General features: G+C 44.4%; 18 protein-coding genes. 8 read left to right on the top strand and 10 right to left on the bottom strand.

Annotated features, from left to right (window positions below):
• The first annotated feature begins 195 nt into the window (after positions 1-195).
• On the top strand, positions 196-903 hold the full coding sequence (gene lexA / locus ACLWBB_RS01790; protein WP_413289833.1) for a transcriptional repressor LexA: 708 nt from the start codon (positions 196-198) through the stop codon (positions 901-903).
• Here the strand turns inward: lexA and ACLWBB_RS01785 are convergent.
• The gene (locus ACLWBB_RS01785) at positions 900-1,640 is read right to left on the bottom strand and encodes a helix-turn-helix domain-containing protein (protein ID WP_413289832.1); all 741 of its coding nucleotides are present in this window, start codon (positions 1,638-1,640) and stop codon (positions 900-902) included. The two genes, lexA and ACLWBB_RS01785, sit on opposite strands and share 4 nt — an antisense overlap.
• 343 nt (positions 1,641-1,983) lie before the next feature.
• Between ACLWBB_RS01785 and ACLWBB_RS01780 the strand changes: the two genes are divergently transcribed.
• Entirely contained in the window at positions 1,984-3,819 is a 1,836-nt protein-coding gene (locus ACLWBB_RS01780; RefSeq protein ID WP_413289831.1) for a protein O-mannosyl-transferase family, read from the top strand.
• On the opposite strand, the gene ACLWBB_RS01775 is transcribed toward ACLWBB_RS01780, so the two are convergent.
• Positions 3,816-4,454, bottom strand: coding sequence for an alpha/beta hydrolase (locus ACLWBB_RS01775; protein WP_413289830.1), 639 nt, complete (start codon positions 4,452-4,454; stop codon positions 3,816-3,818). The two genes, ACLWBB_RS01780 and ACLWBB_RS01775, sit on opposite strands and share 4 nt — an antisense overlap.
• Positions 4,451-6,028, bottom strand: a complete 1,578-nt coding sequence (locus tag ACLWBB_RS01770) for a S41 family peptidase (protein ID WP_413289829.1) — start codon at positions 6,026-6,028, stop codon at positions 4,451-4,453. The genes ACLWBB_RS01775 and ACLWBB_RS01770 overlap by 4 nt, the downstream gene beginning before the upstream one ends.
• Before the next feature lie 176 nt (positions 6,029-6,204).
• On the opposite strand from ACLWBB_RS01770, the gene rfaD reads away from it, so the two are divergent.
• From rfaD to ACLWBB_RS01755, 3 genes are read left to right on the top strand one after another with little or no spacing between them, the layout of a single operon-like run.
• On the top strand, positions 6,205-7,179 hold the full coding sequence (gene rfaD / locus ACLWBB_RS01765; protein WP_413289828.1) for an ADP-glyceromanno-heptose 6-epimerase: 975 nt from the start codon (positions 6,205-6,207) through the stop codon (positions 7,177-7,179).
• A gap of 15 nt (positions 7,180-7,194) precedes the next feature.
• A complete protein-coding gene (locus ACLWBB_RS01760) occupies positions 7,195-8,934 on the top strand; it encodes an aromatic amino acid hydroxylase (RefSeq protein ID WP_413289827.1) in 1,740 nt (579 codons plus the stop codon).
• Positions 8,909-9,700, top strand: coding sequence for an RNA methyltransferase (locus ACLWBB_RS01755; RefSeq protein WP_413289826.1), 792 nt, complete (start codon positions 8,909-8,911; stop codon positions 9,698-9,700). The genes ACLWBB_RS01760 and ACLWBB_RS01755 overlap by 26 nt, the downstream gene beginning before the upstream one ends.
• A gap of 2 nt (positions 9,701-9,702) precedes the next feature.
• On the opposite strand, the gene ACLWBB_RS01750 is transcribed toward ACLWBB_RS01755, so the two are convergent.
• From ACLWBB_RS01750 to ribD, 5 genes are all read right to left on the bottom strand, one after another.
• The gene (locus ACLWBB_RS01750; protein ID WP_413289825.1) at positions 9,703-12,108 is read right to left on the bottom strand and encodes an FHA domain-containing protein; all 2,406 of its coding nucleotides are present in this window, start codon (positions 12,106-12,108) and stop codon (positions 9,703-9,705) included.
• A 60-nt stretch (positions 12,109-12,168) separates the two neighbouring features.
• Positions 12,169-13,098, bottom strand: coding sequence for a hypothetical protein (locus ACLWBB_RS01745; RefSeq protein WP_413289824.1), 930 nt, complete (start codon positions 13,096-13,098; stop codon positions 12,169-12,171).
• A gap of 11 nt (positions 13,099-13,109) precedes the next feature.
• On the bottom strand, positions 13,110-14,819 hold the full coding sequence (locus ACLWBB_RS01740) for a microtubule-binding protein (protein WP_413289823.1): 1,710 nt from the start codon (positions 14,817-14,819) through the stop codon (positions 13,110-13,112).
• A gap of 186 nt (positions 14,820-15,005) precedes the next feature.
• On the bottom strand, positions 15,006-15,365 hold the full coding sequence (locus ACLWBB_RS01735; protein ID WP_413289822.1) for a hypothetical protein: 360 nt from the start codon (positions 15,363-15,365) through the stop codon (positions 15,006-15,008).
• 242 nt (positions 15,366-15,607) lie between these two features.
• Positions 15,608-16,726: a bifunctional diaminohydroxyphosphoribosylaminopyrimidine deaminase/5-amino-6-(5-phosphoribosylamino)uracil reductase RibD gene (gene ribD / locus ACLWBB_RS01730; RefSeq protein WP_413289821.1), complete on the bottom strand. Its 1,119-nt coding sequence runs from the start codon at positions 16,724-16,726 to the stop codon at positions 15,608-15,610.
• A gap of 171 nt (positions 16,727-16,897) precedes the next feature.
• On the opposite strand from ribD, the gene ACLWBB_RS01725 reads away from it, so the two are divergent.
• Entirely contained in the window at positions 16,898-17,275 is a 378-nt protein-coding gene (locus tag ACLWBB_RS01725; RefSeq protein WP_413289820.1) for a hypothetical protein, read from the top strand.
• Positions 17,276-17,325: 50 nt separating this feature from the next.
• On the opposite strand, the gene ACLWBB_RS01720 is transcribed toward ACLWBB_RS01725, so the two are convergent.
• Together ACLWBB_RS01720 and ACLWBB_RS01715 are read right to left on the bottom strand one after the other, a co-directional pair.
• Complete coding sequence (locus ACLWBB_RS01720) at positions 17,326-18,621, bottom strand: peptidoglycan DD-metalloendopeptidase family protein (protein WP_413289819.1); 1,296 nt, start codon at positions 18,619-18,621, stop codon at positions 17,326-17,328.
• Between the two features lie 75 nt (positions 18,622-18,696).
• Complete coding sequence (locus tag ACLWBB_RS01715) at positions 18,697-19,920, bottom strand: DEAD/DEAH box helicase (protein WP_413289818.1); 1,224 nt, start codon at positions 19,918-19,920, stop codon at positions 18,697-18,699.
• Between the two features lie 79 nt (positions 19,921-19,999).
• Here ACLWBB_RS01715 and ACLWBB_RS01710 point away from each other — a divergent pair, with 79 nt between their 5' ends.
• The gene (locus ACLWBB_RS01710; RefSeq protein ID WP_413289817.1) at positions 20,000-20,371 is read left to right on the top strand and encodes a rhodanese-like domain-containing protein; all 372 of its coding nucleotides are present in this window, start codon (positions 20,000-20,002) and stop codon (positions 20,369-20,371) included.
• Positions 20,372-20,410: 39 nt separating this feature from the next.
• Positions 20,411-21,787 carry an HAD-IG family 5'-nucleotidase gene (locus tag ACLWBB_RS01705; RefSeq protein ID WP_413289816.1) on the top strand — a complete coding sequence of 459 codons (1,377 nt, stop codon included), beginning with the start codon at positions 20,411-20,413 and terminating at the stop codon, positions 21,785-21,787.
• Positions 21,788-22,012 lie beyond the last annotated feature (225 nt).

Below are 22,012 nucleotides of genomic sequence, written 5' to 3'. Positions count from 1 at the left end.
CAGCTCTGTTGCCACCCCTGAAAAGGTGGATCTGAATAAACTCAAAGTTGCAGGGCCTAGTTTAGCTGACTGCAAGTCGAACCAAGAGAATTGTCCAGTCTCCGGCGTAGAGTGATGAAACTCTGCGCCAATCCCACCTAACGCACGTATTTCTTTTTGACTTACACATAACTTACATATGTAATTTATGTGTAAATGGTGCATGAAAATTCGCCTCTCCCTTTAAAAGCGAACTTAACCTTGAAGGAAAAAGCCGTCCTTGAATTCATCGACGGCTTTCAACAGAGTTCAGGAATATCTCCGTCCTATCAGGAGATTAGAGATCATTTTGGATTCGCGTCGTTCAACTCGGTCCAGAATTATCTTAAGCAACTCACCCGTAAAGGTTACGTGAGCGTTTCTGCCAACCAGAAGCGATCGCTTCAGCTTGTGCAGAAACCACCATCCATATACACATCGACAGGACCTTCTCCGACATCGCTCCTCCAAAGCAAGGAGGAGGTCCTGTCTCTTCCTCTCCTCGGCAAAGTTGCTGCCGGTTGCCCGATTGAATCTTTAAAGAATGACGAGTTTATTAGTGTCCCAAGTGCGATGGTTCGCCAAGGTGACAAGACTTTCGCCCTGATGGTTCAAGGCGACTCGATGATCAATGAAGGCATTTGGGATGGCGACACTATTTTAGTGCAACAACAATCGAGTGCAAAAAATGGGGATCTTGTTGTGGCTACTGTGGAAAACGAAGCAACCGTGAAGCGCTTTTTTCTGCGCACGCCACCACGTGGAAGCCATGACGAACTGATGGTAGAGCTTCGCCCTGCCAATGAAAAACTACAATCTCTGTGGCTTTCTCCTTACGAAGTCACCATCAAGGGTATTGTCGTAGGGCTTCTTCGTAAGTTTTAAGAATTTTTCTTTTTTAAAACATTCATAATGGAATACTGCCAAGGACGATACGCAAAAAGAATTCCGTATTCTTTGTCATTGTTTTCAATTTGCATTTCGTAGTTCGCTTCTTCCTCAAGCTCCAGATAGATTTTTTCAATCTTTGCCTTGAGCTTTCCTAAGGCGGCACTACTCAGTCTTCTCATTCCAAAGCGAATGAACTCATCGTTGGCTTTAAAATCTGAATACAAATAGCCTTCTTTTAGTTGTTGAAACACTACTTTGCCGACAGGGCCATCGCGACGGAAGCGGAAGAGTCCATTTTTAATCAACTTCACTTTATCTTTCGGATGAAGCTCGATCAGATTGCACTTATCCAAAGCGAAAAGAAATTTTTTACTCTCTGCTTGAGTGATCTGAAATTCTTTTTCAATTTTTTGTGGTTTGTACCCTTCCGTCAGCAAAGTGAAGTAATGCAAAAGGCGCGGATTCTCGGACAGAAGCTTTTCTTGCTCAAAAGAAAGAATCAAATAAGGATCTTCATCTTGCCACTCGGCCAATTTACAAACATCCGAAAAACTAATTCCCGTGGCTTCACAGATTTTTTCAATACGATCAAGGCTGATTTTTTTATTACTCAGCAACCGTTTCACACTGGACTCGCTGACATGCAAAGCTTCAGCAACTTGTTTGTAGTTCCATTGTTTATTCTTAAGAGCGCGCTTCAGAGCCGTTAAAAATTGGTCAATTTGTGACACAGGCTGATCCTTCCGCAGAAGTGGCAGAGCCTAAGGCGATCGTATCGCCAAATAGTACTTTTGCCCCTGGTATTGAAATATAGCACCCTCTTGCCGAAAATAAAAGTAACAAGAGGAGGTGTATATGAGATATCTACGGACCCTTTTCAAGTTCAGAAGAAACAAGACCCCGTTCTTTTACGATTGGGAGAAAACCCAGTTTGATCAAAATTTGGAGCGCCTTCGAGAAAAGGCCCTCCCAGTATATACAGGAAGTTGGAATAGGTTTTAGCGCCTCTCCGGCCTTGATGGATCTTTGAAAGAGATAGACAGCTATCTGTAAACTCTATAGATTTTTATAAAGATGTTTATATCACGTAAATCTATCAAAGATTTTATATTGCCGTTCCTTCTCTTCGGTTTCATAGCCTTCATTTATATCTCTCGCCTTTCTACGACTGTGCAAATTGGCGATACCGGAGAATTGGCAACCGCGGCCTTTAAATTATTTGTTCCGCATCCTCCTGGATATCCTTTGTGGGTTTGGTTAAATGCAGCCTTCGTTAGAATCATTGAATATAGCTCTATATTCTGGAGAGTTTCCTTTTTTAACGTTTGTACTTCGCTAGGAGCGCTATATTTTGTATGGCGTTTTCTGAAACCCGCTAAGGCTCTTGCATGCGGAGTCGTATTAACACTGGCGTTTTCAAGAATCTTTTGGCGCTACTCGGAACTTCCAGATGTATTTATACTGAATGCCTTCTTTGCGTCTTGCCTTCTATATCTCTATTTTTCAGAAGACTTGCGCATCAATAAAAAGTTTTGGATCCCTCTTGTGTTTTCACTAGGTCTTACGAATCACCATACCTTGATATTCTTAAGTCCCATTGTCATTGATGTCCTATTGGAGAATAAGAAGTATCGCGATGGAGTCTTAGGCACGGTTTTAGGTATCCTGATATTCTTGAGTCTCTATGCTTCGCTGATGCTCTTAGATACGCGCAGTCTTCATTCTTGGGGGAATATTTCTTCGATAGAAAATTTATTTGCGCACGTTTTAAGGCAAGACTATGGAACATTTCAACTCGTTGGCAGCAAAGAAAGTGGCTCTGCACTGACGAACTGGCTCTATTTAGGAACGCAGACACTGATTGTATTCTACTCATTCATTACAGTAGCGATCCTAGCGACCGTCCGACTTGGGTTCAAAAAAGTTAAATCTAAAAAACTAGTTTTAGTACTGATATCGCTTACACTGTACGGGCTCGTTTTCTTCGCACTTTCCAATACGCCTCTTATTGGCTTTCGTTATGAGATCATGGACCGTTTTATAATTCTATTTCACATCATGCTCTGCTTTGCGCTTGGCTATATACTCAAAGAGTTTTATGGCTCAAAACCTAAGAATCTATTGAAACGATTTATCGAAATAGCTTTGGTTGTCAGCGCACTTCTAAGCTTAAACTTTTATTCTCAGCTCAATAACTTTAAGCAAAATACTATTGTTGAAGACTACGCGACGAACTTACTCCGCGAAGCCCCTGTGAATCCAACGGTCATATTCACTTCTAGCGACACGAGATTCTTTGCACTCCGGTATGTTCAACAAGTAATAGGTCTAAGACCCGATGTTCTAGTAGTCGGACGTAATTCACTCTTTTTTCCGTGGTTTGTTTCGAAGGTACAGGAATACACTTCCTTGAAGATTGATGCCGAAAAAGCTGCTATTAGCAAAGCTTTGGACTTTCAAGAAGACATTCTACTTCCGAACCTAGACAAATTTTCTTTTATTACAACTCTGAGGCTACCGATTGCTGAGTCTTATCACCAAGTGATCTTACCGGTTGGGCGACTTCTAATGAAAGGAAAGGGCCTTTCTTTCTATGACGGATCTACAGAATTTATGAGCCTCAGAAGTGATCCATCCATCATTGTCTCTGCTCAGGATCATTATGACGTCTATAGAGAAATCTGGACAGAGTACTCATTCCACCAATTTGGGCAGGCACAAAAGGCTTTCAGCAGTGGAAACGTGCAACTTGCAAAGAACAAGCTTGAATCGCTGCTGCAGAATACCCCTTGGAGTTTTCCTGCAGCATTAGATATCTGTAAAATTAGAAATTTCAACCAAACACAGCCCGTTGAAAATTGCGACGATGTCGTGAATGAAATTAAAAAAACGTATTTCGAATACTATTAACCAAGATCTTTAAGATGATCACGAACCCATTTGCGGATCAAAGGCATTTCTTCGTCCGTCAAAACGTGTTCTTTATCGAGTTCGATCCAATCCACATCGAAGCCCGCATCACGAAGTTTTTCGACTCCGTGTTTGGTTTCTTCAAGCTTCAATAGATCATCCTGACGACCATGAGTAAATACCCACGGAGTCTTTAGGGAATTTTTCGCAAGCTGCTGGCGCCAGCGCGGATAAAAATGGAAATACCCGCTGACTCCGACAATACCACCCAAACGTTTTGGGTAATTCATGCCGATATCAGCACTGATTAAGCAGCCTTGGGAAAAGCCGAATAAGAACGTGTTTTCGCTCTTCCAACCTTGCATTTCAAGCTCTACCAGAAGCTGCATGAGCTTCTCGCGGATCTTCAAAACGCCTTCACGCTCGTAAGGAGGATCTCCGTACCAGGAATACCCATCCAAGAATTTCTTCGGAGCATTTAGCAAAAGATAATTCATTTCGGGCACATTCATCTCGTCGTCGAAATTACGGAATGGACGCATGCTATCGCCCTTACCATGAAGAACGATCATCAATTTATCCGAATGCTTTCGAGCCGGAATGAACTTGAATTTAAAGAGGTCGGTATGAATCATCTTGCTCCTCGTTCAGCAATGCCACGGCAATTCAAAACACGGTGCGCTTCTTTCATCTCTGGATCTTCCGGAGGAAGAAAGTCGCTGTCAAAGCTGATACATGTTGCAAGATCAGGTTGTAAATTCGAGCTCAATCCAAGACCGCTGATGCCAATACCCGCAAGAGATACAATAGGAGCCTGCAATGGGTTCCAGAACTGATCTTCTTCGCGAAGAGCAAAGCGGTCTTTAAAGGTCACGCGCACATCCGGCATAAGGCCCGTCATTTGTGGGCTTCTTCCCGATGGCAAATAGTAGAAACCTTTGGTCTCAAAAATCGCAATCTTGTCGTTCTTAGCCCAAAGTTCGCCCTCTTGGAATGAGCCTTTGCCAAAAGTTCTCTCGCCTACAAGAGTCGCGCGCTTGTAATCTTGAAGCGCTCCTGCCACGATCTCGGCCGCACTTGCAGAGCCCGCATTGATCAAGACAGCAATCGGTCCTGTGTACTCTGCTTCTTCGGTTGTGAAAGAGCTTTCGTCTTCCATATCCAAAGCCAGATTCTTGATATCAAAAACCTTCTTGCCCGGTCCTACAAAAAGACCCGTGATACAAGTGGCTTCTTCCATCTGCCCGCCTGGGTTATCACGCAAATCCAAAAGCAGGCCGCGAATACCTTGGCGTCTCAAAGCGCTCAATCCTGTACGAACCTCTTGGCAGGCATTGATCGCAAATTTATTGATGGTCAAAACACCCACTGGAGTGATGCCCTCTAACATTTGCGTGCTTACAGTTGGCAATGTTTGCTCACTACGAACAATACGAATTTCTTTGGTTTCACTATGGCGACGAATTTCGATCTCTAAAATACTGCCAGCTTCGCCTCGTAGCATCTCGCCAAGCTCTTGAGCTGTCAGACCATCCGCTTTTTTGTCATTCACCGACAAAATCACGTCGCCTTTTTTAATACCAGCAAGGTACGCCGAAGAATTCTCGATCACTTTTTTAACGAAATAGTGTTGATCATCGCGGCCAACAACGACACCGATTGAAAGACTCTTCGGATTCGCTTTAGCAACAACCTCGGTGTACATGTTTGCTGGCAAAAGGTATGTGTGTGGATCGCGGAAAACCGACAAGAAGCCATTCATACCCAAACCAACAGCGTAACTTTGCTGTTCAGATTTGATTTTTGCAGACAGATTTTTCCAAATTGCCAAGAACGGCAGAGTTGGAATTTGTTTTTGAGAAGAGAGGTAAGCTTTCCAAGGAGCCAAGATTTCCTTCTCTGTGAAGGTCTGGCTAGCGGATTTCGATGAAGGCACCAACTGCCCCTGAACAGTCAAATCGAATCCGAACTTTTGCGATGCCGATTGAATCGCATTCACACACGCGTAGAAATAGCGTTCAGAACTCTCGCAAGACCCCTCTTGCAAAAGCTCCTCTAGCGCCTGAGAACTGAGACCCGTTTCGGCCCAGTATTCCTCCGCTGTTTTAACCTTGGAAAGCTTCTGTGCATTGCCACCGACGACGATGTAAGACCCCATGGCTAGAGTCAGTAGCAAAGCTGAAACTATAAACTTCGGCGTACGTACCACGTAAAACACCCTCCGGATGTGACGTAAATTAGCAACCCTCGTGCCTAGGTTTTTGCCCTCCAAATGCGATTTAATTGAGCCTGGGGCCCGATTTTTAGAGAAAATTCAGTGCTGACTAGGAGCTTTGCACCTTGAGTTTAGACCCTGAATTATCTACATTGCAGAGAGACGGAGGAATGATCGTGGTTATAGTCACTGGAGCTAATGGTTTTATCGGTAGCGCTATGGTGTGGGAGCTCAATCAGAAGGGCTTTACGGACATCGTTTGCGTCGACTCTGTAGACCTTGAAACACGCAATGTTTTAAAGAACCGCAAGTACAGTCAATTCCTGCTGAAAGATGATCTTTGGCCTTTCCTTGAGAGCGCCGAAGTTCAAGAACAAGTGACCTGGATCATCCACATGGGGGCTTGCTCATCGACGACAGAAACCAACAAAGAGTTTTTGTGGGAGAACAACACTTACTACACTCAGCGCATTTTCGAATGGTGCACCAAGTACGGCAAGAACCTCATCTACGCAAGCTCTGCAGCCACTTACGGAGCTGGTGAACTCGGCTTTGATGACACCACTGATCCAGAAACTTTGAAGCCATTAAACTTGTATGGCGAGTCCAAAGTTCTCTTTGACCGCTGGGCTGTGAAACAAACCGAAACTCCTCCGCATTGGTATGGACTTAAGTTTTTTAACGTCTTTGGCCCGAATGAGTACCACAAAGAGTTTATGTCCAGTGTGGCCTTCAAAGCCTTCAATCAGGTAAACGAAAAAGGCAGCTTGGGTTTGTTTAAGTCAGCGAACCCAAAATACAAAGATGGCGAGTTTTCTCGTGATTTCGTTTATGTGAAAGACATCACAACATGGATGTCAGAATTGATGGAGAAAACTCCAGCAAATGGCATTTACAATATGGGCTATGGCAAACCACGTACATGGTTGGACCTTGCGAACTCAGTCTTCAAAGCGTTGGGGAAACCTCTTACAATCGAGTGGCTGGAAATGCCAGAGAGTGTGCGTGGACAATACCAATACTACACCGAAGCTAAAACCGATAAATGGTTGAAAGCCGGAATGAGTCCATCGAAGTGGCCTCTTGAAAAAGCCATTGATGACTACGTCAAAAATTATCTGACGAAGCAAGATCCTTGGCTGTAAAATAAAGGCATAAAAATGGAAACTCTCCCTAAGCATCTGCAAAAATATGTCGTCGAGCAAAACTACGCGAAGTACACTCCGGTGGAACAAGCTTCGTGGCGCTATATCTTGCGCCAACTCAAAGCTTATCTTTCTGTGCATGCTCACGAATGTTATGTCGAAGGCTTAGAGAAAACTGGTATCGAGATCGAAAGCATTCCTAGAATTGAAAACGTCAGCGCGAAATTACAAAAATTCGGTTGGCGCGCAATTCCTGTCAGCGGATTTATTCCGCCGGCTGCGTTTATGGAGCTGCAATCACTCGGTGTTCTGCCTGTCGCTTCGGATATGCGCACTTTGGATCATTTGCTGTACACGCCAGCTCCAGACATCGTTCACGAAGCCGCTGGTCACGCACCGATTTTGGTACACCCAGAATTTGCCGACTATCTTCGCCAATATGCTCAAATCGCGCGTAAAGCGATTATCAGCAAAGAAGATTTGGACATGTATGAAGCCATTCGCGAATTGTCGGATATAAAAGAAAATCCTTCTTCAACACCTGAGCAGATTAAAACTTCCGAAGCAAAATTGGAAAAAGTCTCTAAAGGCATCAGCCATGTTTCTGAAGCCGCCGAGCTTGGCCGCATGAATTGGTGGACCGCTGAATATGGCCTGATTGGCGATATCAAACATCCGAAAATTTTTGGTGCAGGTCTGCTTTCAAGCGTGGGCGAAGCAAAATGGTGTTTAAGCGATAAAGTTAAAAAAATTCCTCTTAGTGTTGATTGCATTAAACAAGGCTATGACATTACCGAGCCTCAACCGCAGCTGTTTGTAACACCTGATTTTAAAACTCTTGTGAAAGTCCTTAACGAAATGGCCGAACAAATGGCGTTCCGTAAAGGCGGCATCATTAGCGTTCAGAAAGTGATTCGCGCAGAGTCTGTGAATACTGTTGAGCTCAATTCAGGAATTCAGATTTCTGGAGTCGTGGTGGAAGCTATATCTCCTCCACATCCTTCGCAGGAAGTGGCGTATTTGCGCTTCCAAGGACCTTCACAGCTTTCTTTCAAAGAAAAGCAGTTGCTAGGACATGGAACAGAATACCACGAGCATGGTTTCGGTACGCCGGTTGGCAAACTCAAAAAATTCCCAAGCGTATGCCCTTCGCAGCTTTCGGATTCCCAATGGGACTCTTTGGGCGCAGCTCCAGGTAAAACCATGGATTTGGAGTTCACAAGTGGCGTTCGTGTCACTGGTACCTTCAATGGCCGCCTAGAGCAAGATCGCAAAACGATTTTGCTCTCACTCGCAGATGCTAAAGCCACCTATCAAGACCGCGTCTTGTTTGACCCTTCTTGGGGAACTTTTGATATGGCGATTGGCTCTAGCATTCCATCAGTTTTTGGTGGGCCTGCAGACCGTGCTGCTTATGGCGAAACCGACGATTTTGTCGCAGCTCGCGTCCCACAACGCAAATACTCGGATGACGAACAACTTTTCCAATCTCAGTATGCAAAGGTTCGCGAGATTCGCGAAAAAAACTTAAAAGACCAGGATCTAGATCGTGAGCTGCAAAAAGTTTTGGAAACTCATGATCAAAGATTTAAAACAGACTGGCTTCTGCGTTTAGAGTCTTACGAACTTGTCAGCAATCGTGCGAAGTCGTCTGCATTGAATCAGAAACTTCTGTCGGATCTTCAACAGCTCTCTCAGCAAAATGCCAAAATCGCTCCGATGATTCAGGATGGCCTTACGCATGCGCAACTTTGAAGTTCGCATCGTTCTAGTGCGCACCATTTACGAACGTAATATCGGTGCAACTTCTCGTGCGATGAGCAACATGGGAATTGATAAGCTGATCCTTATCGATCCCAAGTGCGAGCTCACCTATGAGGCCCAAAAAGCTGCGGCGACGGGACAAACAGGTTTGCAAAATCGCGTCGTTTACAAATCTTGGCAAGAATTCAAAGACAATGAACCTGAAAGCGTGCGTGTGTGCTTCACGGCTCGTGATGGCAAAGGCCGACAAGTTCGTGATATTGATGAAGTTCTTCAAGACATCAAAGAAAAATCTCCCCTCTTCCAGGAAGACGTCGAAGAGACGCCGGTCTTGCATATGGTATTCGGGCCCGAGGACTGGGGTTTAAGTGCCGAAGATCTCGAGGTCGCTAATTTCTGTGCTTGTCTACCAACCTTCGGAGCTAACTGGAGTCTGAACTTAGCGCAAGCGACGTTACTTGCGATGTTTTCTTTACGTAAAGCTTGGGGCGGAGAACGCACTAAACTCGAGGGTTCTAAGGAGCGTCGCGCCCCTGAAGGAGTTGAAGGGATCGATCCAGATCAGACTCTGAAAACCTGGCTGACTGAAATGGGCTTTGATCTTTCTAAAGAGAAAATGAACGTCTATACGGTTCTAAGAAGAATGCTGCTTCAGAATACACCCACTAAAAAAGAATTAGTGATCTTGGAAACCGTATTGCAGCAAAGCATCCGCAAGCTCCACGAATACAACAAGCTCAGAAAAAAATCCGAGTAAGACTATTTTTTAAGGATTTCGGTTTCGAAGAACTTTCTTTCGAAACGACGGTAAGATTCAAGACGTACTTCCGAGCCCAAAACCGTTTTCATACGGTCCGTACTTTCTTTCTCAAGATTACGCATTTTTGCAATGCCGTCTTTGACAAAGTCTGGATGGATAGAGGCCTTTTTCTCGCTCAGTTCTTTAATAAGGGCACTAGACATAGAAAGAACTTGGATAGACTTATCCTCGTCCACACGCCATGTCTTTAACAGATACGCAGACGCGGCTTTGTAAAGCTTTTGTTGGTAATCTGCATCCTGATAAGCCGCCACGTAACCATTAGTATATATCACAGCATCTACATATGTTTCTTTAACATCATTGACCTGTGCTGGATTGAAGCGGCGTTTTTCAAGATCTTCCTGACGACGACGAGTCTCTTCTGCAGCAATGGTTCTCATTGGGTTTTTGTCATTCTGAATGCGGTTATATCCTTGCACTCCAAGGATAGAGGCAATGATACCCGCTGCTACCCCGGCACCCATCCAACGGTAGTTTTCTTTCTTCTTTTTTCTTTGTAACGAAGCCGATTGCTTCGGAGCTTTGGTGTGCTCGCTGAAAGTAACGGCCTTGCCTTCGATGGTCTCAGAGATACCTTCAAAGATTTGGCTAGAGACTTGGTCCCATTTCGCAGGCTCTAACACTTTCGCAATACGAGTTTCGATAATCACGATGATGTCTTTAACCAGAGTCTCTTTACGACCCATGATTTCTTCCAACATCTCGCGCTCCAACTTCTGAAGACGCTTACTCATATCTAGTTGAGATTCATGAAGACGCTCTTCAGATTCTTTCACCAAGACTTGTTGTTCGCGATCTAAACGATCTTTCAGATGCTGCTTCTGTTGAACAACTTCGCTTTCCATCATACGCTTTTTGTCTTCAGCGGATTGGATGTCCAAAGCAAATCGTCCCAAAGTCTCTTGAAGTTCTTTGTTTTTTCTCTCGAGAGTTTTGCTATCGCCATAAAGCTGACCAATTTGATGTTCAAGCTCTTGACTTGTTTTCTTTTGATCTTGGATTTTAGCGCGAAGCTCATCATCTTCTGCACGAGCGCTCTCGAGCTCGGTATTGGCTTTATTTCGATCTTCAGTCAGGGTTTTAAGTTCTGACGTCAATTCTTCGATCTTGCCTTCCATCTCTTCTTTTTCGCCAAGAGCTCTGATATTTTGCTCTTCTTGCTCTTTTCTTAGATTTTGAATGTGCTTCTTCTTATCATCAATTTGATCGATAAGATATTTAAGCTCGTTTTCCATTTCGTTACGAGCTTTCGTAAGCATCTCTTCAGCCTGGAGTTTTGCAAAATTCAAAATATCCTGAGACTCTGCATTCGCACTTGTAACTAAGTCTTCAGCTTCGATCTCGGCTTTGCTGCGAGCTTTTTCATAAGCTTCGTGTTTTAAGTGTTCTGCCTCATCACGTGCTTCTGTTTCAATCTGCTCGGCCACCTTACGCGCTTCTTCACGCATACCTTGGGCAAATACGTCGACTTCATCACGGATCTCTTGAGCATATTGACGAGCTTGCGCCAATAGTTCTTGACCCTGATCTTGGAAACTCATCAATACGCGATCGACTTCTTTATGAGCGTCTTGTACTTTCTTTTGATAATACTGGTCTGCTTGAACCTGACGTTCTTTAGCACCCAAATAGATAGACTGAGCACGCTTTTCAGCCTTGATTTCAGCCTCATAGATAATTTGCGCGCCTTTTCTATGAGCTTCATGCAAAGCTCTTTCAGCCTCAAAATGCTTCGGGCTGGCTTCTTCTTCTTCCTGTTCCTTCTGAGCAACAGGAGCCTCGAATTGGTTTTCTTCTTTAACTGGCTCTTTTTCCTTAGGCATGAAATCTTTGTTTGCCGGGAAAAGATCTTTTGCACCAAACTTTGGAGAAGCTTGGCGAGCCGCTTTCACTTCGGGCTTTTCTTCTTTAGTGTTTGGATTCAAAACCACCTGAGGTTGCTGTGGTTGAATCTGCTGTTGTACTGATTGAGCCATCGGCGCCACTGGAGACAGAAGATCCGTCTGATCGGCTCTAGCCTTCATCAGAGAATTCGTATCTTCTTTTTCTTCGATTTCAAGCTGGATACTAACTACATAGTCGGATTTACCAACGCGAATACGATCTGACGCAACGACGTTGATCAAGCTATTCTGAGCAATACGAACATTGTTAACAAAGGTTCCATTAGATGAGCCTTTGTCTTCGACCCAGATTTGGTCCTGACGACGATGAACAACAAGATGAACGCGACTGATGCTATCCTCTGTGAGAGGGATCGTACAGTCCATAGAACGACCAATCGTGAATGAATCCTCATTCACGATTTTGGTCATCGTTTGGTCCCGTCTTCTGACGGTCACTGTATATCTACACAGGGTCTTTAACATCTTCTCATTCCCAAGTTATCAAATCATGAACCTCTAGGAAGCTTTCGGTTTACGAACTTCAAGCATCTCTCTGGTTCTTACGGCTTTATTCAATTCTTTATTCAAAGCATCTTCTGCAAGAGCTTCAACGGCGTCTTTATGCTCGTCGAATGGCTTCTCGTCTGATGGATATGTATTGTTGTCGCTACGGTACCACAACAAATCCATAGAGCTTTCAAAACGGTCGATCATAGAAACATACGCTCTTTCCGGAGACATCATCGTGTTTGCAACGTGGCTCAATAAAGAGAACACGATACCTACGATAGAAGACTTCATCGCATAAGAGATCTCATGGAGGAATTTATCCATGATCGCCTTCGTGCTTTCCAAGTCTTGAAGATTCATGCCGCCCAAATCGCTCAAACCGCCAGAGATACCGATGAAAGTACCCAAGATACCGGTTACAACGAAAAGGCCCGGCAAAATGCTGATCACGTCGTTAAGGCCTGCCATTGGCAACACCCCAAAAACACGGTTAAAACATGGATTGTGGTGGAAAGTCGCCTTTGTGATATTCAAAAGTTTCGGAGTTTCCTCTGTCCACTTCAAGAACTTCACTTGTTTCAAAATATCTTTTACAAGCCAAGCGCAACCTTGTTTAACAAGGAATATACGGTCGCTCCATGCCATAACAGCATCTGGACGACGACGTTTCATACGATCGCGAATCTCAAATACTTCATAATATGTTCTCTCAAGCATTTTCTTAGCTAGAACATAAAATGAAACATCGTGAACTTTGCCCGGTGTTTCGTTATCCATATAGCGATTCACGCGCTTTTCAAACTCGCGAGAGAACCACTCATGACGGCGAACAGTATAGTAAATCATAGCGCGGAAGAAGATTCCGGCCACAAAGCCGACCGCCATCGCGTAAGGCAGGTATATAATAAAATATTCTGCGATTGTTTTGATATTCACCACACACCTCTTTATTTCTTTTGATCCACATTAAATCTAATAATAACTCTTTGCGCTTTTTTACAGTCGTTCTGTTTACAGAACTCTACTGCATTCGCAACATTACGGTTGCTGACATTCATAACTTCCAAGAAGCTACGACCAGAAACCTTCATCAAAGAAACCAGTTCTTTTTGATGTTGAAATCTCATATTGTTGTCGTCCAAAACGTATCCGAAGATTGCATTCGCACGACGGTAACTTAGATCCATGTTGTACTTGATCGCTTGTTTGTCTTCAGCTTTTGCACTCTTTGGATCAATGAAGCGTCCTTTATATGTCGGAGAAGCGAAACCGATGATCTCGACCGCAGAAATCTTGTCTGACAACTTTGGATTTCCGAAAAGAGATCTTGAGTAGATAGGCATCGCCTTTTCTAGGACATTCTTCATTTCATGTTTCAAATGATCCGAGTCACTATCAAAATAAGCTTGGCCGAAATCAAGAACCACATCTCCAGTCTCCATGTCGATGTCAGCCTTGATCCCTGCTTTCGCAAAACCTTTTTTAACTTCATCAGCGACAGCCTTACGAGCTTCAATTTCGGCTTTGGCTTTTGCCAACTGACCTTCGGTGTCTCTAAGTTGTCCGCCCAACGCCGCTAGCTTTCCGCCCAATTCTTTTTCTTTAGCTGCCATCGCATTTTTGAACTCACCTTCACGACGAGCTCTTTCCGCAGCACCCATAGCTTTATTTCTGCCAAGTTCTGCATCAAAAGCCGCTTTGTCACGAGCTCTCTCTGCTGCAAAGCCTTCTTTAAGACCTGCCATTTTCGCCTGAGCGTCAGCTGCCTGAGCTTGCAATTGACCGTACAAACCACGTGCTTCACCTTCTTTAGCTGCCAAAGCACCTTGAGTTTGTGCCAATTGGGCATTTGTTTGTCCCAACTGAGCTTGAGTTTGATTCAACTGAGCATTTATCTGATTTAGTTCACTAGCTTTTACAGCTAATTGTTCATTGTATTTTTCATTAGCCATCGCCAATTGGTTCACGCGCTTGTCATTTTCATCGCGCACTTGAGCCATGCGTGCTTCATATCTTTGTTTTGTGATCTTGTTAGTGCGAAGAGCGTGTTTCAGCTCAGCCGCTTTCTCTTTTAAATAGTTGTTAGCTTCGTCGATCTTTCTTTCGCCTTCAGCAATCATGCTTTTCTTCTGCTGAATATCTTTTTGAAGTTCGCCAATCTCTGCTTGTTTGCTTTCGATCTCGACGTCTTGGTCTTTGATCAAGTCATCACGATTGACGATTTTTGATTTTGCCATTTTGTTGGCATTCAAAACGTTACGAACCATTTGCTGGTACTTATTAAGAGCTTTTTCTTTTTTGTCGTTTTCACGAGCTTGCTCGATCAACTTCTCTTTGTCAGTTTTCGCGTCTTCTTGCAAAAGAGTCAGCTTATCCATGAGTTCTTGATACTCTTGCATTTCATCTTTAGGAGCGTTGTTCATGTACTCGTTCTTCACGTTTTCGTACATTTTCAACTGGCCTCTAAGCTCTTCCACTTCCATGGAGAGTTTTTGATTATCAACCTGAGAACGAATAGCATCCGTTCCGGTACGCAAACTGGAAATCACATACAGCAAAAGGAAAATAGTACTCAGACCCAAGAAAAGATCTGAGTAAGACGTCCAAAAGCTATCTTGGTTTTCGCCAGATTTATTTTTGTGATAATTGAACGACATTTTCCGCCACCACCATCATCAAAATTCATCGACGGACACAATGACCGTCATCTAGGTTAACGGCTTTCCCGCTGCGGAACTGGAGTCTGGGCTGGTGAAAAAAATAAAAACAGCCTGGGCTTTAGGGCCACAGGCTGAATCCTCTAGAGCATGGTCTAGTCATGCTTCCTACGAAATTTAAGGGAACTAGGGCTCGGTCAGGAATTCTTCCTGGCGAAGTCGAGTCCATTTAATCTTTTCGTCCAGTTTATTCAGCTGCTCGCTGAGAACCTGGCCGATATCGCTTAATTCGTTGATACGTTTCAGGGTGTCTTCATCCTGTCCACCGACAAGACGAATGCTTTCAAGCTTGGCCCCATTCAATTCCAATTCTTTATTAAGAGATTCTAACTTTTGGTTTAAACGTTTGCGGTCTTGGCTGAGTGCCTTGGTGATCTCATGAAGCTGTTCCAAGCTCAGAACTTCCAGCTTTCCAGTCTCGAAGGAATCTTCTTGTTCTTCTTCACCCGCGATACTCTCCCAGAAGAGAGCCCATTCATTTTTCAAATTTTTTACTATCGATCTACTACTACCGTCGTCCATAACTACTTACTAAACTCCTTAATGAGAAACCTCATTATTTCACTATTTTAACATAGTCAGAGGGGAGGATTCTATGGTGGTAAATGACAAGATTTGAATGCGACGCATCCATCGCTCCTACTCGAATATAGGCCTTCGCCATCAAGGATGCTTGGATGCCGTCCGACAAATGACCATTAGCGTATGGACTTGAGTCTATAATTTTTTCACGACAATCGTCCAGTGAGCAGTAAATCACCGGCAAGATTTTGGGTTCGAAGGTTTTTCACAACAAGTCGTTGTTTCATTTCAGTGATGCCAAAAGCAGAGGTCCAAGAAAGACCTTCACCTGATCCAATAATCACCGGAGCTTGAAAAAGATAAAGACGATTCACTAACCCGGCCTTTAAAAACTGCGATGCCGTGAAAGCTCCGCCTTCAATCATCACTGATCGTAGGCCCTGATTCCAAAGTTGCAGCAGCAGATCCTGAAGATCTAAAAGTCCCCCACCGAGCTCTTTGACCTTTAGAACTTTGGCAAAAGCCACATCCCCGCCTTCTTGGCTTTTCTCACTCACACACCAAAAAAGGTGAGAGGCCTCATGCAGTCTTGTCAGATTGAGCGTGGACGCCTCTTTCAAAAGACGACCCTGTGGATCCACGATGACGACCTTATTCTTTTTTTGAATTTGTGGATGACGAATATCCAGCGACGGATTGTCTGCCGCCAATGTTCCCGCTCCAATTAAAGTCGCATCATGAGCCGCGCGCAAATAGTGTGCTTGTTCTCGGGAAGTTTCATTGGTGATCCATTTGCTTTCGCCCGTTTTTAATCCTATTTGCCCATCCATGCTTTGTGCGATCTTCAGAGAAACAAAAACTTTCTTCTGACGGAAATTCCATAGGAAGGCTTCACAGACTTCTTCAAGCGTATCTTTAAAACCAGGATGAGTTTCTGAAAAAACCTCAGTCTGGATTCCCGCTGCTTGCAAGATAGCAGCTCCTTGTCCCGCGACGAGTGGATTTGGATCGACCAAACCAAAGATGACTTTTTTAAGCGGAAGCTTCGCCATCATTTTTGCACAAGAAGGAGTTTTTCCTTCGTGAGCACAAGGTTCAAGTGTGACAAACACCGTGGCCCCTTGAAGCTGTTCCATCGAAATATTTTTTAGAGCATTCACCTCAGCATGTGGTCCGCCATAGAACTCATGATAACCACTTGCCAGAAAATTTCCTTCCGAATCCAAGACGACAGCACCTACTAGAGGATTGGGGCTAACACGAGTCGCACCTTTGTATGCTTCGTCGATGGCTAATTGCATAGATTGTTCGGGGCTCAACTTCATGGCCGCGAACCTACCCGCTCTTGACCACGATTTCAAGAGGGAACTGTCCCTTTGTGGCCACGGCTATATACAGAGTATGCATTTTTCAATATTTCGATTTTTTCACGCGATGGGCGAAGAGTATTTCCACTCTCCTTTGAATACTACTGAAAACAATTTTGGAGGTTACACATGAAAAAAGTGTTTTCGTTGGCCCTTGTGGGTCTGATTATAGCGAGTGAACCATTGATGGCTGCTGCTCCTGACAGTGGTGGCGCGAGGATCCCTGAACAACTCAGCAAAATTGGCCTTACTGAAGCCGATTTGAAAGATGTTGGCTCAGCAGTACAGGATGAGCCTACATCCAAAGAAGCTGATATCATGCAGCGCTGGCGCAGACGTTACTGTCCACGTGGCTACCGCTTGGTAGTTTATCGTGTGCGCATTGGTCGCTTCATCGTTACACGCTATCGTTGCGTAAGACGTCGCTATCGTCGTGATTACGACGATCGCTACTACAGCGCACCAGCAGAGACCCAAAAACAAACTCCTGCTGAAGTTGTAGAGTAATACTCTGAAGGGACTGATGGGCCCCTAAGGTCTCATCAGTCTCTGATTTTTTATTCGAATTGTGCTGGAACTGCGCTGCTTTTACCAAGCTGGGCTGATTCCCACGCTGGCAGAGATGCCATTAACGAAGTTAGCTCTGTTTGAAATTGTGTCATCATCTGAGTTGGCACTGGATCCGCGGAAGGGAACTTACGTCCCAATGGATCTACGTAACTACCGTTTTGGAAAAATTCAAAATGCAAATGAGGCCCCGTCGACAACCCCGTATTCCCCACGTACCCAATGATCTGCCCTTGCTGCACGCGAGAGCCCGAGCGAACCCCTTTTGCAAATCCACTCAAGTGCTTATAAGCCGTCGAATAACTCGAGTTATGACGGATCTTGATCATGTTACCCGCGCCACCACGAAATCCGGCCTCAGCAATCGTGCCGTCGCCGACCGCACGAATCGGAGTTCCAATCGGAGCCGCATAATCAACCCCTAGATGTGGACGGTTGTGCTGAAGAATCGGGTGAAATCTTCTCATTGTAAATCTTGAAGAGATGCGTCCATAACGAATCGGACTTTTCAAAAACATTCTGCGAAGGCTCGTACCATCTGGAGCAAAATAGCCTTTTTCTTTTTCATTGATCGAAAACAAAATGCCCGCATATTTTTGACCAGCATTTTCGTATTCAGCAGCTAGGATCGAGCCCCAACCGACCGGTTCGCCTTGTACATATTTCTGTTCAACAGAAATACGCCAGCGATCATTCACACGCACTTCGCGCGAGAAATCCACTTGCCATGCAAATACTTCTGCAAGGTCTGAAATCAAATTCGGATCCATCTTGGCTTGAGCAGCCGATTCCCACAAAGAGCTAGAGACAGTGCCTGCAAAGGTCACAACTTTGGTTTCGATCTCTTCCGTGATTTTTTCTGCTTTCCACTCGCCATTAACATTTTGCACAACAAGACGTTCTGTCGGCGAGAAACGGAATTGAATTCCGATAAGTTCTTCCTGAGGTCCCGCAGAATAATAAAGCTGAAAACGAACACCCGCGTTCAAACGTCCTAAATTAGAGACAGGCTTTGCTGCTTCAACGATTTGATGAATCGTCAAAGAGCTCAAATCCAATTCACGCAATGCTGTATTTAATGTTGAACGTGGCGGAATCGTATAAGGGAAAAGCTCTTCCATAGACGGCGGCACATCAGCCACTATTGCGTCTATTTCAGGGTTAACATTTTGCGCTGTACCTTGTAGTTGAAATTCGGAGCGCCAAATAAATGCTCCGCCAAAACCCAAACTCAGACCCAACACGCCTATTGCGATGATTTTCCAATCGATATTTTTTATGTTCACCGAGCTATTATAGGCAAACAAACGGGTCCAGGTGAAGACTATTATTAATAAAAGTCTAGATTAAATCACAAGATTTTAGATTCGCTGATAAAACTCAAGAACTTTTGGATCAACAATAATTGATCGCGGATTCCAACCAACAAGCTTTAAGCCCTCAGCACTTCTGAGTCTGCTGAGTGCAACGTAAGCCTGGCCTGGCTCCCACAGAGAGCGCAAATCACACCAGAGCTCATCCAGCGTTGATCCTTGGCTTTTATGAATTGTCGTTGCGTATGCAAGTGATAAAGGGAACTGAATCGCAGTCGCTGTCACATTGCCCTCAGCATCTTGCATACTGAATGACGACTTATCGACATTCACTTCGCGACCGTGTTCTTTTTTGACAGTGATTTTATCGACTTCGATTTTTGTGACGGTGCCGCGGGTGCCGTTAATCCAACGTTTTTGTGGGTCATTCTGCAGGAAAATCACTTTGCAGCCGATTTTCAGAGTCAACTTTTGTGGAACAGGCGCCACTTTCATGAGTGTTTCAACATGCTTTTCAGAGCCGATGTAAATGGCGTCAATCGTGACTTCAACTTCATTGATCTCAGACAATTTCTTTTGATTAAAATTCTCTGACATATCTCGACGACCAAAAAGTCTTGTGCCCGAAGCTTCTTCATCATGCGGACGAACTTTGTCGGAAAGAAAATCGAAAACTCTTTGCGTAACTTTGCCATAGCGAACATCTGCAAGAACATCTAAGAACTCATTGTCTTGGACACGCTGATTGTGCGACAGCTGGCAAAGTTGAAAACCACTGCGAGCCCAAACTTCATTCAGGAAAGCCCAATCACGATCACCCGTTCTTGTCACCGGTGGCAGCTGCGCAAAATCACCGACGCTAATCACACGCATTCCACCCCAAGGCAGTTTCGAGTCCCGCGCTTTTTGCGCAAGTGCCTCTGCCACCATTAAGGCCGCACCAGGAATCATCGAAATCTCATCGATGATAACACCTTCAACTTTTTTAAGACGATTCAGCAGGCGATGATCTTTGGCGCCACGCTCGTAAGTCGCGTCAACGCCGCCCTCCATAATTCCTAGACCAAAAAAACTATGAAAGGTTCTTCCCCCCAAAAGCACTGCAGCAGCGCCTGTCGAGGCTAGAATGGGAGTTTGTTTTGGATCCAACTCCTCCATAAAATGGCGAATTAAGTAGCTTTTACCGCTTCCAGCTCCGCCCGTTAAAAAAACGTTCTCGCCCGAGCGGAGAAGTTCTAGAGCGTGTGATTGTTCGGGTGAAAGCTGAGTCATTGGATCGTTGTTCCTTGCTGTCTGTCATATACTACGATACTATGGCTCACTTGACTATAACGCAGGAGCTAGAGGCAATATGAATCCTGGGAATAAATTTATGCATTTTGATACTAAAACCGAAAATCCACACTTTGACGGTGTTTACGATATCGAGCCCCAGGAACTGAAAAATAAATTAGAACATGTGAAACTTATTGATGTTCGCCAGCGCGATGAATTTATCGGCGAGCTTGGCCACATCCCAACCTCAGAACTGATGGTTCTGGACACTTTACCTGAAAAAATCGCAGTCATCCCAAAAGATAAAACTGTTGTTTTCATTTGCCGTAGCGGCGGTCGCTCTGCTCGCGCCACTGCTTTTGCACTGATGAATGGGTATCAAAGTGTTTTCAATCTCCGTGGCGGAATGCTTCTTTGGAATGACCTGCAACTGCCTACGAACAAATAATTAGAATTCCAAAATTTCGAAAAAGGATTTTTTCCCAATATGACTGGAAAAGTTTACGTTAACAGAACTCTAAATCTTAAAAGAATTCGCTACATCGGCTTCGACATGGACCACACGTTGGTTCGTTACAACAGTGAAAACTTTGAAAGACTTTCTCACACCACGATGATCGACAAGCTCATCCGTGGAAAAGGTTATCCAGAAGCTCTTCGCAAGCTTCTTTTTGACTATAAATTTGCGATCCGCGGTCTTGTGATTGACCGTCAAAAAGGTAATTTGCTGAAACTGAATCGCTACACAGCGATCCGCGCGAGCTACCATGGAATGAAACCGTTGGATTTCAAAATCCATCAGAAGCTTTACAAAAGCACTTACATTGATTTGAGCAATCCGAACTACATGGCGGTCGATACGTCGTTCTCTATCTCTTTGGCAGTTCTTTTCGCGCAAATCGTAGATTTGAAAGACAATGACAAAGCTAACACATATCCAGAATACGCTCAGATTGCTGACGATGTTTTGGATGCTTTGGATGAAGCTCACCGTGATGGTAGCTTGAAAGATGAAGTGAAGAAGAATCTTTCTCACTACATCATCAAAGACGAAAGCGTTGTACGTGGTCTTGAAAAGTTCCTTAAGCACGGGAAGAAGATCTTTGTTCTAACGAACTCTGATTTCCACTACTCAAAGCTTTTGTTGGACTACGCGATCAATCCATTCATGAAAGACGGTAAGACTTGGCATGATATGTTTGAGATCGTGATTACTTTGGCTTCAAAGCCTAAGTTCTTCTACGAAGATCAAAAATTCCTGGTTGTGAATCCTCAAGACGGTACTATGACCAATTTGAATAACAAATTCGGTGCAGGTATTTATCAAGGTGGTAACGCCAAGAAATTCACTGAAGACCTGGGTCTTGCCGGTGATGACATTCTTTACATCGGGGACCATATCTACGGCGACATCCTTCGTTTGAAAAAGGATTGTAACTGGAGAACCGCGATGGTGATCGAAGAGTTGGCAGAAGAAATTGCCAACAACAAAGAGGCCGAACCTACAAATCAAGAAATCGAAGTTTTGATGCGTAAGAAAGAGCCTCTCGAAGATGATCTTACCGGAATGATGACGAAGAAAATAGAAAAGCATGCGGACGTCAACGAAACGTCGATCGAGCAGCTGCAGAAAACTATTTCTGAAATCGATGCTCAGATCAGCCAGCACATCAAACGCCAACAAGCTCTCTACAATGAGCATTGGGGTCAGTTGATGCGTGCTGGGAACGAAGAGAGCTATTTCGCTTACCAATTGGATCGTTATGCTTGCGTCTATATGACGAAGATTCCAGACCTCTTGGAGCTGTCTCCACGCACGTATTTCCGTGCTCCTCGCCGTCCGCTTTCACACGAACTTTACTAAATAAAGTTCTATAGTGTTTTACACCTTAAACCCGCAGAAACCCTGCGGGTTTTTTTGTGTCTTTTTCCCACTTTTACTCTCTGTGACCAATTCTTAGACGGAGTTTTTTGGCTGAAATCTCCGGAGGCCGCGTTTGACCGTGGCCCTTGCTTTGCTAAACCTCACCATACGGGCTAGGACCGGCCCATGTTCCACTTGCGACCCATTTATCTAAAATTGAGGTGA

Origin of the sequence: Bdellovibrio sp. HCB337 (assembly GCF_047302465.1) — a bacterium.
GTDB lineage: Bacteria > Bdellovibrionota > Bdellovibrionia > Bdellovibrionales > Bdellovibrionaceae > JACMRP01.
Note: the sequence above shows the minus strand (reverse complement) of the source record. Positions and strands in the feature narration are given on the sequence as shown.